Annotated in this window: 16 protein-coding genes; 5 read left to right on the plus strand and 11 right to left on the minus strand. The window is 75.3% G+C overall.

Annotated elements, in window-relative coordinates; genetic code table 11:
- Nucleotides 1–13 precede the first annotated feature (13 nt).
- Complete coding sequence (locus NXY84_RS06815) at nucleotides 14–520, plus strand: flavodoxin domain-containing protein (RefSeq protein WP_258726357.1); 507 nt, start codon at nucleotides 14–16, stop codon at nucleotides 518–520.
- Between the two features lie 4 nt (nucleotides 521–524).
- Here NXY84_RS06815 and NXY84_RS06820 read toward each other — a convergent pair whose 3' ends face one another.
- Entirely contained in the window at nucleotides 525–1463 is a 939-nt protein-coding gene (locus NXY84_RS06820) for a serine/threonine-protein kinase (RefSeq protein ID WP_258726358.1), read from the minus strand.
- Between the two features lie 189 nt (nucleotides 1464–1652).
- Here NXY84_RS06820 and NXY84_RS06825 point away from each other — a divergent pair, with 189 nt between their 5' ends.
- The 3 genes from NXY84_RS06825 to NXY84_RS06835 all read left to right on the plus strand — a co-directional run bounded on the left by NXY84_RS06825 (nucleotide 1653) and on the right by NXY84_RS06835 (nucleotide 4207).
- On the plus strand, nucleotides 1653–2861 hold the full coding sequence (locus NXY84_RS06825) for a ferrochelatase (RefSeq protein WP_258726359.1): 1209 nt from the start codon (nucleotides 1653–1655) through the stop codon (nucleotides 2859–2861).
- 134 nt (nucleotides 2862–2995) lie between these two features.
- A complete protein-coding gene (gene hemQ, locus NXY84_RS06830) occupies nucleotides 2996–3664 on the plus strand; it encodes a hydrogen peroxide-dependent heme synthase (protein WP_258727137.1) in 669 nt (222 codons plus the stop codon).
- Between the two features lie 63 nt (nucleotides 3665–3727).
- Nucleotides 3728–4207, plus strand: a complete 480-nt coding sequence (locus NXY84_RS06835; RefSeq protein ID WP_258726360.1) for an META domain-containing protein — start codon at nucleotides 3728–3730, stop codon at nucleotides 4205–4207.
- Between the two features lie 132 nt (nucleotides 4208–4339).
- Here the strand turns inward: NXY84_RS06835 and NXY84_RS06840 are convergent, their stop codons facing one another.
- From NXY84_RS06840 to NXY84_RS06860, 5 genes are all read right to left on the minus strand, one after another.
- Complete coding sequence (locus NXY84_RS06840; RefSeq protein ID WP_258726361.1) at nucleotides 4340–5401, minus strand: LLM class flavin-dependent oxidoreductase; 1062 nt, start codon at nucleotides 5399–5401, stop codon at nucleotides 4340–4342.
- Nucleotides 5402–5484: 83 nt separating this feature from the next.
- Entirely contained in the window at nucleotides 5485–6828 is a 1344-nt protein-coding gene (locus NXY84_RS06845; protein ID WP_258726362.1) for a Glu/Leu/Phe/Val family dehydrogenase, read from the minus strand.
- A 105-nt stretch (nucleotides 6829–6933) separates the two neighbouring features.
- On the minus strand, nucleotides 6934–8013 hold the full coding sequence (locus tag NXY84_RS06850; RefSeq protein ID WP_258726363.1) for a M15 family metallopeptidase: 1080 nt from the start codon (nucleotides 8011–8013) through the stop codon (nucleotides 6934–6936).
- Nucleotides 8010–8801 (minus strand): aldo/keto reductase, encoded by a 792-nt coding sequence (locus tag NXY84_RS06855; RefSeq protein WP_258726364.1) that lies wholly within the window; start codon nucleotides 8799–8801, stop codon nucleotides 8010–8012. The genes NXY84_RS06850 and NXY84_RS06855 overlap by 4 nt, the downstream gene beginning before the upstream one ends.
- Before the next feature lie 126 nt (nucleotides 8802–8927).
- Entirely contained in the window at nucleotides 8928–9692 is a 765-nt protein-coding gene (locus tag NXY84_RS06860) for a helix-turn-helix domain-containing protein (protein WP_258726365.1), read from the minus strand.
- Nucleotides 9693–9924: 232 nt separating this feature from the next.
- Between NXY84_RS06860 and NXY84_RS06865 the strand changes: the two genes are divergently transcribed.
- Nucleotides 9925–13269, plus strand: a complete 3345-nt coding sequence (locus NXY84_RS06865) for a proline dehydrogenase family protein (RefSeq protein WP_258726366.1) — start codon at nucleotides 9925–9927, stop codon at nucleotides 13267–13269.
- A 185-nt stretch (nucleotides 13270–13454) separates the two neighbouring features.
- Here the strand turns inward: NXY84_RS06865 and crcB are convergent, their stop codons facing one another.
- The 5 genes from crcB to NXY84_RS06890 form a co-directional block, all read right to left on the minus strand.
- Nucleotides 13455–13844 carry a fluoride efflux transporter CrcB gene (gene crcB / locus NXY84_RS06870; RefSeq protein ID WP_258726367.1) on the minus strand — a complete coding sequence of 130 codons (390 nt, stop codon included), beginning with the start codon at nucleotides 13842–13844 and terminating at the stop codon, nucleotides 13455–13457.
- Nucleotides 13841–14263 carry a fluoride efflux transporter FluC gene (locus tag NXY84_RS06875; RefSeq protein WP_258726368.1) on the minus strand — a complete coding sequence of 141 codons (423 nt, stop codon included), beginning with the start codon at nucleotides 14261–14263 and terminating at the stop codon, nucleotides 13841–13843. The genes crcB and NXY84_RS06875 overlap by 4 nt, the downstream gene beginning before the upstream one ends.
- On the minus strand, nucleotides 14260–15303 hold the full coding sequence (locus NXY84_RS06880) for a LacI family DNA-binding transcriptional regulator (RefSeq protein ID WP_258726369.1): 1044 nt from the start codon (nucleotides 15301–15303) through the stop codon (nucleotides 14260–14262). Before NXY84_RS06880 ends, NXY84_RS06875 begins: the two co-directional genes overlap by 4 nt.
- Nucleotides 15304–15400: 97 nt before the next feature.
- The gene (locus NXY84_RS06885) at nucleotides 15401–16318 is read right to left on the minus strand and encodes a carbohydrate ABC transporter permease (RefSeq protein WP_258726370.1); all 918 of its coding nucleotides are present in this window, start codon (nucleotides 16316–16318) and stop codon (nucleotides 15401–15403) included.
- Entirely contained in the window at nucleotides 16315–17316 is a 1002-nt protein-coding gene (locus NXY84_RS06890) for a carbohydrate ABC transporter permease (protein ID WP_258726371.1), read from the minus strand. Before NXY84_RS06890 ends, NXY84_RS06885 begins: the two co-directional genes overlap by 4 nt.
- Nucleotides 17317–17338 lie beyond the last annotated feature (22 nt).

Here is a 17338-nt window from a genome sequence, read left to right on the forward strand (position 1 = left end):
AGAGGTGAGAGCAGTGAAGATCCTGGTCACAGCGGCATCCCGGCACGGCGCGACGCAGGAGATCGGCGCCGTCGTGGCGCGAGCGCTCGCCGAGGCGGGGCACGAGGTCGACGAGCGGTCCCCGGCCGACGTGCGGAGCCTCGACGGGTACGACGCCGTGGTCCTCGGCTCCGCCGTGTACACCGCTCACTGGATCCCCGAGGCCCGGGACCTCGCGGTGCGGCTGCGCGACGAGCTGCGTGAGCGGCCCGTCTGGCTCTTCTCGTCGGGCCTCGCGACGCAGCCCGCCGCCTCCGCGAACTCCCCGCACGAGGTCGCACGGCTGCGCGAGGACGTCGGCGCCGTCGCGCACCGCAGCTTCGCGGGCCGGCTCGACCGGAGCGTGCTCTCGTTCACCGAGCGCACGATCATCGCCGGCGCACGGGCCCGCGAGGGCGACCACCGCGACCTCGACGCGGTCCGCCGCTGGGGTCAGCAGATCGCGGTCGAGCTCGCGACCCGCGCGGTCCCGGTGGCCTGAGCGCTCAGCCGAGCCGCGCCGCGACGCGGTCCCACAGCGCGGGGCGCCGCAGCCGGCGCAGGCGCTCGGCGACCTCCGTGGTGCTGGGCCGCATCGTCGGGTCGCTCGCGGTCATCTCCTGGAGCAGCGAGCACCACGTCGGGCCCAGCGAGTCGGGCACCTCGGGGGACTCGAGCAGGCGCGCGAGCGAGCTCGAGAGCGCCTCGCCCGGGTAGGCGCGCTCGCCGGTGAGGCACTCGAGCAGCACGAGCCCGAGCGAGTAGACGTCCGACGTGGCGCCGAGCGGGCGCCCGAGCGCCTGCTCGGGGCTCAGGTAGCTCGCCGTCCCGAGCGTGCGGCCGGCGGAGGTCTCCCCGGACGTGGGGCCGCCGAGCGCCTGCGCGATGCCGAAGTCGGCGAGCTTCGTGGCCGTCGCCGGCGCCTCGGCGTCGCCGGACAGCACCGGCTCGTGCGCGAGCAGGATGTTCGCGGGCTTGAGGTCGCGGTGCACGACCCCGGCCGCGTGCGCGTGACCGAGCGCCTCGGCGAGCTGGCGGCCGATGTCGGCGACCTCGACCGGGTCGATCGGGCCGGCGTCGAGGCGCTCGCGCAGCGTCACGCCGTCGACGAGCTCCATGACGAGGTACGCGAGCGGCTCGCCCTCGGGCCCCTGGTCGGCGCCGACGTCGAGCAGGGCGACCAGCCCGGGGTGCGAGAGGCTCGCGAGCACGCGCGCCTCGCCGGCGTACCGGCCGATGTCGCGCGCGGGGACGCCCTCGAGCGAGAAGACCTTGAGCGCGACGGGTCGGCGCAGGCGGACGTCGGTCGCGGCGAAGACGGTCCCCATGCCGCCGTGCCCCAGGGTTCCGTCGATGCGGTAGCGACGGCCCAGGGCATGGCCCACGAGTGCGTCGAGGCGGGTCGGGTCCACGCGGCTTGCTCCCTCGTCCTGTGTGCGCTGCATGCCTTGTGCGTACGCCCCGGAACGCGCCCCACGCCCCGGGATCCCCTCCAGCACGGTAGGAGGTCGGGGGCCCGCGTGCATCCCGGCGACCGGGTGGAAATGCGGATCTGACAGCCCGTCGCGACAACGTCACGGCGGGCCGGACCGCCGTCACCGGGCCGCTCCGCCGGGCGGTGGGATGATTCTCTGGTGGCTCCCTCGACCCTGAACCCCACCGCGCTCGCGCCGTACGACGGCCTGCTGCTGTTCTCCTTCGGCGGCCCGAACGGACCCGACGACGTCCTGCCGTTCCTGCGCAACGTCACGCGCGGGAAGAACATCCCCGACGCGCGCCTCGCCGAGGTCGGCGAGCACTACGCGCACTTCGGGGGACGCAGCCCGATCAACGAGCAGAACCTCGCCCTGCTCGCCGCGCTCCGCGACGAGCTCGCGCGCCGCGGCATCGACGTCCCGGTCGCGTGGGGCAACCGCAACTGGGAGCCGTACACCGACGAGGGCCTGACGGAGCTGCGCGACGGCGGGTCGACGCGCGTGCTCGCGATCGTCACGAGCGCGTACGGCTCGTACTCGGGCTGCCGGCAGTACCGCGAGAACCTCGCGACCACGCTGCGGGGCATGGGGGCCACGACCCCGACCGGGGACGACGGCAGCGCGGGCCTCGTGGTCGACAAGCTGCGCCACTACTTCCACACCCCCGGCTTCGTGCGGGCGAACGCCGACGCCGTGGTCGAGGCGTACACCTCGCTCGCGGAGCGGACCGGCACGACGACCGCCGGGGTGGCCGCGACCGCGCCCCTCGTGTTCGTCACGCACTCCATCCCGGACACGATGGAGGAGGCGTCCGGCGCGCAGCGTCCCAGCTACCGCACGCAGCACCTCGACGTCGGCGCGGTCGTCGCGGCCGAGGTCGGCCGGCGGCTCGGGCACGACGTCGACTGGACCCTCGCGTTCTGCTCGCGCTCGGGCCCGCCGAGCCAGCCGTGGCTCGAGCCCGACGTGAACGACCTGCTCACCGAGCGCGCGGCGCAGGGCATGCGCTCGGTGGTGCTCTCGCCGATCGGGTTCATCTCCGACCACATGGAGGTCGCCTTCGACCTCGACACCGAGGCGCTCGAGACGGCTGCGGACCTGGGAGTCACGGCCGTGCGTGCCGACACGGTCGGTGTCCGCGCGGCCTTCGTCGAGGGCCTCGTCGACCTCGTGGTCGAGCGGGCGGCGGCGGAGCGCGGCGAGGACGTCGAGCGGCTCGTCGTCGGCGGCCTCGACGCGTGGCCCGACGTGTGCCGGCCCGGGTGCTGCCGGCTGCGCGCGGGCGAGGACAACGGGGTCCCCGCGGCCTGCGGGTCGGACCCCGTCGACGGCACGGCCACCCCACAGACCGCAGGAGAGCAGCGATGAGCGCAGGACCCACGACGCCGGACGTCGGCACGCCCGACCCCGCGGCGCTCGGGGAGCACGGGACGCACGGGCAGCACGAGGGCGGGCACGCCCCCGAGGTCGCCGAGGCGGTCAACGGAGCGATCCGGTACGCGATGTTCTCCGTGTTCGCCCTCGAGCAGCCGCTGCCCGAGGACCACGACGGGCGCACGCTCCTCGTCGCCGAGGCCGAGGCGGCCGTGCGCGGCGAGGGTCCGACCCCCGCGATCGGCGACCTCGTGGTGCGCGGCTGGTACGACGTCGCGGGCCTGCGCGCCGACGCCGACCTCATGGTCTGGTGGCACGGCGACTCGGTCGAGGCCGTGCAGGGCGCCTACCAGCGCTTCCGCGCGAGCGCGCTCGGCCGGCACCTGCTGCCCGTGTGGTCGGTCGTCGCGCTGCACCGCCCCGCGGAGTTCAACCGCGGCCACGTCCCGGCGTTCCTCGCGGGCGAGGACCCGCGCGACTACCTGTGCGTCTACCCGTTCGTGCGCTCGTACGAGTGGTACGTGCTGCCCGACGCCGAGCGCCGCGACATGCTCGTCGAGCACGGCCGCGCGGCCAAGGACTACGCCGACGTGCGCGCCAACACCCTCGCCGCGTTCGCGCTCGGGGACTACGAGTGGATCCTCGCGTTCGAGGCCGACGAGCTGCACCGCATCGTCGACCTGATGCGCGAGCTCCGGGCGACGCAGGCCCGCCGGCACGTGCGCGAGGAGGTGCCGTTCTACACCGGCCCGCGCGTGCTCCTCGCGGACTGGGCGGAGCGCCAGCCGCGCGAGTGACGGTGCGACGCGCACCCGCGCCGGGGGCCTGACGGCTCGGAGGTGGCGTGCCATGATCGGCACGTGACCGGAGCCGTGCACCTGACCGCAGCGCCGTGGCAGTTCGTCGACGTCGCGGGGGAGCCCCTCGGCGACGTCCCGGAGCGCTCGCGCCCGGCGCTCACGTTCGAGTCCGACGGGCAGGTGTACGGGACGGGCGGGGTCAACCGCCTGCGCTCGACGTACCGGCTCGAGGACGGCGTCCTGCGCTTCGGCACCGTCGTGAGCACGCGCATGGCGGGCACGCCCGAGCACACGCAGCGCGAGGAGGCGGTGCTGGCGCTGCTGGCCGGGGACGTGCGGGTCCGCGCGGAGCACGCCGCTGCGGGGGTGGGCGCCGGCGCCGCCGACGCGCACCAGGGGGAGCGAGCGGACGACGGCGTCGAGGGCGTCGTGCTCGTGCTGTCCGACGCGCAGGGCCGCGAGTCGCGGCTCGTGCCCGTCACCCGCGTCCCGGACGCGCCGCACGCGCCCGCCGAGCCGGAGCCCGGCGCCCCGCGCTGAGGCACGCCGGGGACCGCCCGCGGACCGTGCCCGGCCCCGGCCGGGGTCGACGACGCAGGGACCGTCCCGCTCTCGCGGGAGGCCCCTGCCGTCGTGCCCGCGCGCAGGCTCCCCGACCGCGCGGACGGCGCGTCAGCGAGCCGCCGGCTCCCCGGCCAGCACGCCCGCCTCGGCCCAGAGCGGCGCGATCGCCTCGAGCGTCTCGATCCGCGTCGCCACGTCGTGGGTCGTGGCCGTGAGGAGCAGCTCGTCGGCGCCCGTGCGGGCGACCAGGTCGGCGAGCTCGGCGACGGCGCGCTCGGGCGTCGTCGCGATCTGCGTCCCGGGCAGCTGCGCGAGGAGGTCCGCGGTGCCCGGGTCGAGGTCGGCGAGCATCCGCTGCGCCTCGTCGGGCGACACGATCGGCGCGAGCGGCCGGGGGCTGCGCAGGCTCAGCGCCATGACGCGGCTCGGTCCGGCGAGGTAGCGGGCCTCCTCCTCGGTGTCGGCGACGATCACCGACGCGGACACCATGAGGCGCGGCTGCGCGAGCACCGACGACGGCCGGAACGTGCTCCGGTACGCCGCGACGGCCTGGTGCGTGCGGCCGGTCGAGAAGTGGTGGGCGTAGCTGAACGGCAGCCCGAGCTCGGCCGCGAGCTGGGCGCTGAACAGGCTCGACCCGAGCAGCCACGCCTCGGGCGCCGACGTGGGCGCGGGCGTCGCGGTCAGCCGGGCGGCCCGGGCCGACGGCGGGTGGCCCTCGGGCCCGCTGCCGAGCAGCGCGAGCACGTCGATCAGCTCGACGGGGAAGTCCTCGGCGCCCAGGCCCTCGACCGTGCGGCGCAGCGCGGCCGCGGTGCGGGGGTCCGCCCCCGGCGCACGGCCGATGCCCAGGTCGATGCGCCCGGGGTGCAGCGCCTCGAGCATGGCGAACTGCTCCGCGACGACGAGCGCCGGGTGGTTGGGCAGCATGACCCCGCCCGAGCCGACCCGGATGCGCTCGGTCGCGGCCGCGAGGTGCGCGAGCAGCACAGCGGGCGACGTCGAGGCGACGGCCGGCATCGCGTGGTGCTCGGCGACCCAGAACCGCGCGAACCCGAGCGCGTCGGCGCGGCGGGCGAGCTCGGTGGTCGCCAGCAGCGCGTCGCGCGAGGACGCGCCGGTGGCGACGGGGGACAGGTCGAGGACGGAGAGCGGGATCGAGGAGGTCACCTCGGGGCAACACGGGGACGGCGTGCAGGCTTCCCGCGGGCGGCCCGGACGTGCGTCACGTCACGGCCGCCCGCGGGCGCACGTCAGGGGTAGAGCCCGCGGATCTGGTGCGCCTCGGCGACGCGGCGCACGCCGATCGTCAGCGCGGCGTCCCGCAGCGAGAGGCCCTCGGCGCGCGCGGTGCGCGCCACGGCCTCGTACGCGCTGACCATGCGCCCCTCGAGGCGCTCCTCGATCTCGCGCTCGGTCCACCAGTACGCCTGGTTCGCCTGGACCCACTCGAAGTAGGACACGACGACGCCGCCGGCGTTCGCGAGGATGTCCGGCACGACGATCACACCGCGCTCGGCCAGCAGCTCGTCGCCGCGCTGCGTCGTCGGGCCGTTGGCCGCCTCGACGACCCAGCGCGCCTTGACCGACGGTGCCGTCCGGGCGTCGAGCACGCCCTCGACCGCGGCGGGCACCAGCACGTCGACGTCGAGGGCCAGGAGGGCCACGTTGTCGATCGGCTCGGCGTCCTCGAAGCCGGTGACCGACCCCGTCGCCGCGACGTGCGCCAGGAGCGCGGGGACGTCCAGGCCGCTCGGGTCGTGCACGCCGCCGTACTCGTCGCTGACCGCGACGACGCGGGCGCCGCCCTCGGCGAAGAACCGGGTCGCGTGCGAGCCGACCTTGCCGAAGCCCTGGATCGCGACCGTGACCTCGTCCATCCCGACGCCGGCCTCGGCGAGCGCCGCGCGCGCGGCGTGCACGACCCCGCGCGACGTCGCGGTGGCTCGCCCGAGCGACCCGCCGACCGCGAGCGGCTTGCCCGTCGTGACCGCCGGGATCGTGTACCCGCGGTTGACCGAGTACGTGTCCATGACCCACGCCATCGTGTGCTCGTCGGTCCCGATGTCGGGCGCCATGATGTCCCGCTCCGGGCCGATCATCGGCATGATCTCGCTGGTGTAGCGCCGGGTGACGCGCTCGAGCTCGGCCGAGGAGTACCGCCGGGGGTCGATCGTCACGCCGCCCTTGGCGCCGCCGTACGGCAGCTCGACGACCGCGCACTTCCAGGTCATGAGCATCGCGAGCGCGCGGACCTCGTCGGGGTCGACGCTCGCGGCGTACCGCAGGCCGCCCTTGCCGGGTCCGCGCGAGATGTTGTGCTGGACGCGGTAGCCGGAGAACAGCTCGGTCGTGCCGTCGTCGCGCCGCAGCGGGATCGCGACGGTGATCTCGCGCCGCGGCGTCGCGAGCATCTGGTGCAGGCCGTCGTCGTAGCCGAGGATGTCGACGGCCTTCGCGAGCTGCGCGCGGGCCGTCTCGAGCGGCCGCGTGCGGGCCGGCGCGTCGTCGGTCGGGGAGCTCGGACCGGCTGCGGGGGAGCCCGGGGTCGCCGGGGAGTCCTGGCCGGTGGACGTCGACGGGTGGGTGTCCGTCATGGTCGGGTGCCTCCTGGGTGCAGGGGTCGCGACGTGGCACGACGGGACCGTCGCGCCACGCCCCACCATGCCACCCGGCGTGCGCGTGCGCCTGGGTCCGCGACGTCAGCTCGTGCGCCCGGGGCCGTACTCGAAGTGCCAGTACTCGGGGTAGGCCGCGTCGGCGCGCACACGCGCGGGGGCGTACCAGCCGTACGTGGGCCCGTGCGCGACGAGCCACTCGTAGCGGGCGGTCCCGAACCCGTAGACGTCGGGCCACTCCTGGACGTCGAGCGCGGTGCCGAGGCCGTGGCTCGACGTGCCCGGCCTCGCCGCGATCGGTCCGAGGGCCTGCTTCATCGCGACCTGGTCCGCGTAGGAGCGGTAGGTGAGGTCCATCGCGATCGACTCCCCGAAGGTCGCCCGGAACGCCGCCTCGAGCCGGGTCAGCGCGTCCGCGGCGTCGCAGCGCAGGTACTGGGCGTAGCCGAGCTGGTCGGTGCCCCACGGGATCCGGCACATCGCCGACATCGGCATGTTGCCGTTCGAGCCGTCGCCGTCCGCGGTCGGGACCGACGTGACCCACAGGACGTTGCCCGCGGCGTCGGTCGGACGACCGCCGGCAGCGGGCGCCGGCTCCTCCGCCGGGGCTGCGGCGCGCGGTCGCGCCGTCGCCGTCGCCGTCGGTGCGTCGGGCGCGGGAGCCGTCGCGGCGGCCGCCTCCCACTCGGCCTGCGCCGCGGCGACCGACGCGCTCGCGGCGTCGACCGCGTCCGCGGCGGCGAGGAGCGACGCGCTGGTCACCGTGCCCTGCGCGGCGGCCGCCACCCCGGTGCGGAGCGCGTCGAGCGCCGACTGCAGCGCGGCGCGGACGGCGTCGTCGGCGACCCTGCCCGCGGACGCGTCGAGCACCGCCTGCGCGGCGGCCTCACGGGGCGCGACCGAGGCGAGCGTCGCCCCGAGCTCGCGCGCCTGCGCCTGACCGTGCCGGGCCGCGTGCACGGCGCCGGCCTCCCGCACGGCGCTCTCCCGCGCGGCCTCCGCGGCGACCTGGGCGGCCGCGGCCGCGCGGGCCTCGTCGGCACGCGCGGCCGCCGCACGGTCGGCACGGACCTGCGTCACGCCGAGCGCGACGAGGAGCGCGACGACGAGCACGCCCAGGGCGATCACGAGCGGACGCCGTCGGCCGCCCAGGGTGGGGGTCATCGGTCGGCGGTCGCCCCGAGCCCGTCGATGCGCGCGACCTCGTCCGGCGTGAGGCTGAAGCCCAGCACGTCGAGGTTCGTCGCGAGCCGTTGCCGGTTCGTCGACTTCGGGATCACCACGACCTCGTGCTCGAGGTGCCAGCGCAGCACGACCTGCGCGGGCGTGACGCCGTGCGCCTCGGCGATCCCGACGAGCGTCGGGTCCTCGAGGCTCGTGCGCTTGAACGGGCTGTACCCCTCGACGCGCACCCCGCGCTCGGCGTGCGCCGCGAGGAGGTCCGCGTCGAAGTCCGACGGGCTCCACGGGATCTGGTTGATCGCCGGCGCCTCGCCGGTCGCCGCGATGAGCTCGTCGATCTGCGCGATCGAGTAGTTGGACACCCCGATCGCGCGGGTCAGGCCCTCGTCGCGCGCGGCGATGAACGCCTCCCACGTCGACGGGGTCGCCTCGCCGTTCGGCGGCCAGTGCACGAGCCACAGGTCGAGGTGGTCGGTGCCGAGCTCGGCCAGCGACTCCATGAGCGTCTGACGCTCGCGGCCCGCGTGGTCGGGCGGCAGCTTGGTCGTCACGAAGATGTCGTCGCGGTCGTTGCCGCGCGTCGCGAGCGCGCGGCCGACCTGCGCCTGGTTGCCGTAGCCGGTCGCGGTGTCGATGTGCCGGTAGCCGAGCTCGAGCGCCGCGACGACCGCGAGCTCGGCCTCCGAGCCCTCGGACTGCCAGGTCCCCAGGCCGAGGAGCGGGATGTCGGCGCCCTTCAGGGCGAGCGTGGGCATGTGTGCCGTGGTCATCGGTCCATGATGGGCCAGCGCCCGCGGCGGGTCGACCGCTGCGCGGGACGCGGGAGCCGGCACGGTGTCACGGCGAGCCCGCGCGGTGCCCGACGACCGGCTCCGCCGCCGCCCGACGCGGGGCGCTCACGCGCCCGACGGCGCGGACGGCGAGCGACGACGGAACTGCGCGGGCGTCTCCCCGGTGAGGCGGCCGAAGGTCCGGGTGAACGCCGCCTGGTCGTAGAACCCCGAGCGCGCGGCGACGTCGGCGAGCGGGACGTCGGTCGTGGTCAGCAGCGCCGCGGCGTGGTCGATGCGCGCCCGCAGCACGAACTGCTGCGGCGACAGACCGAAGACCCGGCGCATGCGGCGCTCGAGCGTCGACGGCGAGCAGCCGGCGGCCCGGGCGAGGTCCGCGACGGCCACGGGCTCCGTGAGGCGCTGCTCGACGAGCGCGACGACGCGGGACAGCGACCGGACCGCGACGTCCCCGGTGTCCGCGGTGCGGAGGTCCTGCGAGATGCTCACGAGGCCGACGACCTCGCCGCCGTCGCGCACCGGGAGCTTCGAGGTGACGTACCAGCCCGGCTCGCCGCCCGGGCGACGCACGAGCTCGAGCAGGTGCCGCAGCGCCCGGCCGGTGCCCAGCACGTGCGCGTCCTGCGCGGCGTAGTGCTGCGCGAGCTCGGGGATGAACAGGTCCTCGGCGCGCCTCCCCAGCACCGCGCGGCGGGAGCGCTCGCTCGTGCGGGCCACGAACACCGGGTTGACCGCGGCGTAGCGGCCGTCGGTGTCCTTGGCGCAGAACATCGTCCCGGAGAGCTCGTCCATGAGCGCGAGCATCGCGGGGCTCAGCGCGTCGAGGAGGCGGCGGCTCTGCGGCGTGGGGCGGTCCGGTGCGGCGGTCATGGCTCTCCGGAGGCTACAAGCGCCGCGCCCGCCCGTCGCACACCCGTCGCACACGCGCAGCACGGCTGCCCTGCGGCCGGTCGCGTGCCGGGCCTTCCACCGCGGCGGCGGCCGGGACCCTCCGGGACGGAGCTGCAGGTCAGCCCCCCGCGGCCCCGACGAGCACGGCGCGTCACGCGTCGTGCGGGATCCCGACAAGACGCCGTGCCACCCGCAGCCGCACGATGAGGGGATGGACGCCACGCCGCAGGACCTCGTCGACGACGCGCTCGAGCTCGCGGACCGCTGGGCGCTCGCGGGCACGCAGGGGGAGACGGAGCAGGAGCGCCGCACGAGCGGCCGGCTCGCGGCGCTCGTCTCCGACCCCGCGGGCCTCGAGCTCGCGGTGCGGTTCGTGGACCGGGTCGCCCGGCCCGAGGACGTGCACGTCGCCGCGCGCGAGCTCGCCGGCCTCACGCGGTACACGTCCGCCGCGGGCGGGTTCCTCGGGCCCGTCGACCGCGCGATGCTCGCCGTCGGCGCCCGCGTCGCCCCGGTGCTGCCGTCGGTCGTGGTCCCTGCGGCCCGGTACCGGCTGCGCCAGCTCGTCGGGCACCTGGTGGCCGACGCCGGTCCGGGCCTCGGCGCCCACATCGCCCGGGCACGCGCCGACGGGTTCCGGCTCAACCTCAACCTGCTCGGCGAGGCCGTGCTCGGGGAGCAGGAGGCCGCGAGCCGGCTGCGGCGCGTCCGCGCGCTCGTCGAGCGCCCGGACGTCGACTACGTCTCGGTCAAGGTCTCCGCGGTCGCGAGCCAGCTCTCCACGTGGGACACCGCGGGGAGCCGGGACCGCGTCGTCGACCGCCTGCGCCCGCTGTACCGGGCCGCCGCGAGCCACGGGACCTTCCTCAACCTCGACATGGAGGAGTACCGGGACCTCGCGCTCACGGTGCAGGTCTTCGAGGAGCTCGTGATGGAGCCCGAGCTGCTCGACGCCGAGTGGGGCATCGTGCTGCAGGCCTACCTGCCCGACGCGGTGGCGGCGCTCGACGAGCTCACCGAGATCGCCCGGCGCCGCGCGCTCGCCGGGGGTGCGCGGATCAAGGTGCGCCTCGTCAAGGGCGCCAACCTCGCGATGGAGAAGGTCGAGGCCGAGCTGCACGGCTGGGAGCAGGCGCCGTACCGCAGCAAGCCGGAGGTCGACGCGAACTACGTCCGCCTGCTCGACCGCGCGCTGCACGCCGAGCGGACGCAGCACGTGCGGATCGGGCTCGCGAGCCACAACCTGTTCGACGTCGCGCTCGGGCACCGGCTCGCGCAGGAGCGCGGCGTGACCGAGGCGCTCGACGTCGAGATGCTGCAGGGCATGGCCCCCGCCCAGGCGCGGGCGGTGCGCGACGAGGTCGGGGACGTGCTGCTGTACACCCCGGTCGTCGCCCGCGAGGACTTCGACGTCGCGATCTCCTACCTCGTGCGCCGCCTCGAGGAGAACGCCGCACCGCAGAACTTCCTGCACGCGATGTTCGCCCCCGGCGGGCCGGGCGCCCACCCGTTGGCCGCCCAGCGCGAGGCGTTCCGTGCCTCGGTGCACGCGTCGCAGGAGCCGACGACCCCGCCGCAGCGCCGCCCGCGCCCCGAGCCCACCGAGCCCGCGGCCGGCGAGCCGTTCCGCAACGCCGCCGACACCGACCCCGCGGTCGCCGAGTCCCGCACCTGGGCCGCCGAGCAGCTGGTGCGGGACGTCCCGGCGCCCGACGCCGTCCGCATCACGACCGTGGCCGACGTCGACGCCGCCGTCGCGCGCGCCGAGGCCGTCCGGGAGCGCTGGGCGACGACCGCCCCGGCCGACCGTGCCCGCGTGCTGCGCCGCGCCGCGCTCCACCTCGAGGAGGCCCGCGGGGACCTCGTCGCGACGATGGTCCAGGAGGCCGGCAAGACGGTCGCCGAGGCGGACCCCGAGGTCAGCGAGGCCGTCGACTTCGCGCGCTACTACGCGGACCGCGCCGAGGAGCTCGCGGACGGCGCCGTCCCCGGTGCGGTGTTCCGCGCGCGAGGCCTGACCGTCGTGACGCCGCCGTGGAACTTCCCGGTCGCGATCCCCGTCGGCTCGGTGCTCGCGGCGCTCGCCGCCGGGTCGCCCGTGCTGGTCAAGCCCGCGCCGCCGACCCCGCGCTGCGTGCAGGTCGCGATCGCTGCGGTGCACCGCGCGATGGACGAGCTCGACGTCCCACGCGACGTGCTCCAGGTCGTCCTCTCGCCGGAGGGCGAGGTCGGCCGGCACCTCGTCACGCACCCGTCGGTCGCCCGCGTGCTGCTCACCGGCTCGATCGAGACCGCCGAGCTGTTCGCGTCGTGGCGCCCCGACCTCGAGGTGCTCGCGGAGACGTCCGGCAAGAACGCGATCGTCGTGACGCCCTCGGCGGACGTTGACCTCGCGGTCGCCGACGTCGTCCGCTCGGCGTTCGGGCACGCCGGGCAGAAGTGCTCCGCGGCGTCGCTGCTGATCCTCGTCGGCTCCGCGGGGACCTCGGACCGCCTGCGCCGCCAGCTCGCGGACGCCGTCACGTCCCTGCGGGTGGGCCCCGCGACCGACCTCGCGACGACCGTGGGACCGCTGACCGAGCCGGCGTCCGGCAAGCTCCTGCACGCGCTGACGACGCTCGACGCGGGGGAGCGGTGGCTCGTGCAGCCACGACGGCTCGACGACGAGGGCCGGCTGTGGACCCCGGGCGTCAAGCACGGCGTCGCACGTGGCTCCGCGTTCCACACGACCGAGGTCTTCGGTCCCGTGCTCGGCGTGCTGCGGGTCGCGACGCTCGACGAGGCGATCGAGGTGCAGAACGCCGTCGCGTTCGGGCTCACCGGCGGCCTGCACTCGCTCGACGAGGACGAGATCGCCACGTGGCTCGACCGCGTCGAGGTCGGCAACGCGTACGTGAACCGCCACATCACCGGGGCGATCGTGCAGCGCCAGCCCTTCGGCGGCTGGAAGGCCTCCGTCGTCGGACCGGGCGCCAAGGCCGGCGGGCCGCACTACGTGGCGCAGCTCGGCGACTGGGCCGACGCACCCGACGTGCCGTCCGACGACGCGGGCTGGCTCGCGTGGGCCGAGGCGGACGACGCCCGGTGGTGGGCCGACGAGCTGTCGGTCGAGCACGACCCGAGCGACCTGGCCGTCGAGGCCAACCTGCTGCGCTACCGGCCCGTCGAGCACCTCACGCTGCGGGTGGGCACGGGCGCGCGGGACCGCGACGTCGCGCGCGTGCTGGCGGCGGCCCGCCGCGCCCGGGTCCCGGTCGCGGTGAGCCGGGTGGCGGGGGAGCCCGACGAGGCGTTCGCCGCCCGCGTGCGTGACGGCGCGGTGACCGGGCGCGTCCGCGTCGTCGGGAGCGCCCCGGGGCTGCGCGAGGCTGCACGCACGCGGCTCGGCACCGTCACGGTGCTCGACCACCCGGTGGTCGCGAGCACGCGCCGTGAGCTGCTCACGGTCGTGCGCGAGCAGGCGGTGAGCCGCACGCTGCACCGGTTCGGCCACCTGCCGGGCTCGGTCCCCGGCAGCGACGCGCACGCGGACGGCGGGCCGACCGCGGCGGCATGACCTGCACCGGGCGACCGGTCGGGCGGGACCTGCACCGGGAGACCGGTCGGGCACGACGTGCACCGGACGACCGGTCCGATGCCGGGCTCGGCGGAGAGCCGGGCGCCCGGCGTGCGGCGCGACGGGCGCCGGCGACCGGTCCGGCGTGAGGCGGGGACGGCCCTCGGGTGCCGGGCACGCCGGCCTCAGGCGACGAGGTGGAACCCCGCGACCGCCGCCCCGACCCCGAGGACCAGGTGCGCGGCGACGTCGAGCACCGCGCGCAGCGTGCGGTGCTGCCGCCAGAGCTCGACGACGTCGAGGCTGAACGTCGAGAACGTCGTCAGCCCGCCCGCGAACCCGGCGCCGAGCACCGTGCCCCAGCCCACGTCGAGAGCGCCGCGGAGCACGAGCGCCGCGACGACCCCGAGCACGGCCGACCCGACCACGTTGACCGTGAGGGTCGCCCACGGGAACGTCGCCCGCCCGAGCCCGCGGCGTCGCCTCTCCCGCGCGTGCACCAGCTCGGCCGCGTACCGCAGCTGAGCCCCGACGCCCGCGCCGACGCCGACCCCGAGCGCGACCCAGAGGCTCACGCCACACCGCCGTGGCGGGCCTGGCGCAGGGTCCGGGCGGGCAGCCGCGCCCCGAGCGCCACCCCGGCCGCGGCGGCCACGACCCCGCCGGCGAGCGACGCCACGAGGTACCCCGCCGCGGTGCCCGCGTGCCCGTCCGTCGCGAGGACGTCGAGGGCGTGCGCGTACGCGGAGAACGTCGTGTAGCCGCCGAGGACGCCGGTGCCGAACGCCGGGCGGACCCACGCCGGTGCCCGGCGCCGTCCCACGATGCCCGCGACGAGCAGGCCCAGCAGGAACGAGCCGCTGACGTTGATCGCCCACGTGGTCCACGGCAGGGCACCCGGGGCCTCGGGGAAGGCGGTGGTCAGCGCGTACCGGGCGAGCCCACCGAGCGCACCCCCCGCGCCGACGAGCGCGAACGACAGGCGCAGGGTCACGCGGAGGCGCGGATCACGAGCTCCGGAGCGAAGATCAGCGGCTCGCCGCCGATGACGGAGCCCTGGAGCTGGTCGAGCAGCCGCACGCCGGCGGCCCGTGCCATCGCGACGACCGGCTGGATCACGGTCGTGAGCGGCGGGTTCGTCGACATCGACACCCCGAGGTTGTCGTAGCCGACGACCGCGATGTCGCCGGGCACGTCGCGCCCGAGCTCGGCGAGCACCCCGAGGGCGCCGGCGGCCATGAGGTCCGACGCCACGAAGAGCGCGTCGAGGTCCGGGTGGGCCTCGAGCAGCCGCCGGGCGCTCGCCGCCCCTGAGGCGATCGTGAAGTCGCCGTGCACGACGGCGCTCTCCGGGAGCCCCGCGGCGCGGACGGCCTCGCGCCAGCCGGCGAGGCGGTCGATGCCCGCGGACATGTCGAGAGGACCGGCGATGGTGCCGATGCGGCGCCGGCCGAGGTCGATCAGGTGCTGCGTCGCGATCCGGCCACCGGCGACGTTGTCGGTGTCGACGTACTGGGTGTCGCCCTCGTCGGAGAGCGGACGGCCGACGAAGACGTTCGGCAGGCGCGACTGCTGCAGCGCCCGGTCCAGCTCGTCGTCCCGGTGGTGCGAGACGACGATCGCGCCGTCGACGTGGCCGTTGCGCAGGTAGCGGATGGTGCGGGCGCTGTCGCCCGGGCGCGCGATGACGAGCACGAGCTGGAGCTCGGAGTCGGCGAGCGCGGTGCTCAGGCCGTTCAGGGTCCCCGCGAAGAACGGGTCCGAGAGGATGCGCTCGTCGGGCTCCGGGACCACGAGCGCGATCGAGTCGGTGCGCTTGGTGACGAGCGAGCGGGCGGCCCGGTTCGGGGTGTAGCCGAGGTCCGCGACGGCGGCCTCGACCGACGCCTGCGCCTCCGGGGAGACGCGGAGACCGCCGTTGATGGCGCGGGACGCCGTCGAGCGCGAGACCCCGGCCCGCTCGGCGACCTGCTCGAGCGTGGGTGCAGGAGGGCGCCCGACGTCGTTCCGGAACGTGGTGTTGTCGACCACCATTGGTCGTCGTCCCCTCGTGAGGCTGCGGTGGCAGCGAGCTGCGCGGCGTGCGGTCAGCCGCGCGGGGGCGATGGTGACGCCCCCGCGCGGCGCGGGATCAACCCTTGACCGCGCCCGCCATGATGCCGGCGACGAGCTGACGGCCGGCGAAGACGAACAGGATGACCAGCGGTACCACGGAGAGCGTGACGCCCGCCATGATCAGCGCCATGTCCTTGAAGTACGTGGACTGGAGCAGCTGGACGGCGACCGGGAGGGTCGGGTTCGTCGAGCCGAGGACGATGAACGGCCAGAAGAAGTTCGTCCACGAGCCGACGAACGTGAACAGCGCGAGCATCGCCGCCGCCGGACGGGCCGCCGGCATCGCGACGTGCCAGAACGTGCGGATCATCGAGGCCCCGTCGACGCGTGCCGCCTCGATGAGCTCGTAGGGCAGCGCGCTCTCGAGGTACTGGGTCATCCAGAACACCCCGAAGGCGGTGACCATGCCGGGCACGATGACCGCGACGAGCTTGCCGGTCCAGCCGAGCTCCGACATCACGATGAACAGCGGGACGATGCCCAGCTGCGTCGGGACCGCCATCGTCGCGATGACGAACACGAGCAGCGGGCCACGGCCGCGGAAGCGGAGCTTGGAGAACGAGAACCCGGCGAGCGTCGAGAACACCACGACCGAGGCGGCCGTGAGCGTCGAGACGATCACGCTGTTGGTCAGGGCCTTCCAGAACCGGATGTCCGCGTTCAGGACCCGGTTGACGTTGTCGAAGAACTCGCCCTGCGGGATGAGCGAGGGGATCGGCGTCTGGGCGATCGTGGCCGCGTTCGAGCTCGCGAGCAGGAACATGTAGTACAGCGGCGCGGCGGAGGCCAGGATGACGATGCCGAGGACCGTGTACGTGAGCCAGCCCGGTCGACGGTCCGAGCCGGCGCCCTGCGGACGGCGGCGACGGGCGGCGGAGCGTGCGGCGCCCGCCCCGGCCGTCTGTCGGATGACGGGGATCGAAGGAGCGCTCATCGCTTCTTCCTTCCGCTCTTCGGCGCCGACTCGGAGGAGATGCGGCGGGTGATGGAGAAGTTGATGATCCCGACGACGATGATGATCAGGAACAGGATCCACGCCACGGCGGCGGCGCGGCCGAAGCTCTTCTGCGCGCCCCAGCCCAGCTCGTAGAGGTACATCGTCGCGGTCATCCACTGGCGGTCGTTGCCGCCCTGACCGATCTGGTCGTACAGGCGCGGCTCGTCGAAGATCTGCAGCCCGCCGATGGTCGACGTGAGGACGACGAAGATGATCGTCGGGCGCAGCATCGGGACCGTCACGGAGAAGAACTGACGCAGGCGGCCAGCGCCGTCGAGGATCGCGGCCTCGTAGATGTCACGCGGGACGGCCTGCATCGCCGCGAGGAAGATCAGCGTGTTGTAGCCGGTCCAGCGGAAGTTGACCATCGTGGAGATCGCGAAGTGGCTGGCCAGCACGTCGCCGTGCCACTTGACCGGCTCGACCCCGAAGGTCCCGAGCACCGTGTTGACGACGCCAGACTGGTCGGCGAAGAGCTTGCTGAAGATGAGGCTGACGGCGACCGGCGCCACGACGTAGGGGAGGAGCACACCCATGCGCCAGAACGTCCGCGCCCGCAGGTTCGCGTCGAGGAACGCGGCGAGGATGATCGCGATGAAGACCTGGGGCACCGAGGACAGCAGGAAGATGCTGAACGTGTTCCGCAGGCCGCGCCAGAAGTTCGGCTGGGCCAGCACGTCCTGGTAGTTCTTCAGGCCGACGAAGTCGCCCTGCCCGCCGATCAGGTGCCAGTCGTGCACGGAGACGACGGCGGTGTAGGCGAGGGGGAAGAGGCCCACGAGGGCGAACAGGATGAAGAACGGGGAGATGTAGAGGTAGGGCGAGAGCTTGACGTCCCAGCGCCCGAGCTGCTGGCTGAATCCGACGCGCTGGGGTGCCCGTTCGGGGCCGCGGCTCGTGCGGCGGGCCGGCGTCGGCGTGGTGGTGGTGGCCATCGGTGTCCTTCGGCGGGGAGAG

This window comes from Cellulomonas sp. NS3 (assembly GCF_024757985.1).
Lineage (GTDB): Bacteria > Actinomycetota > Actinomycetes > Actinomycetales > Cellulomonadaceae > Cellulomonas_A.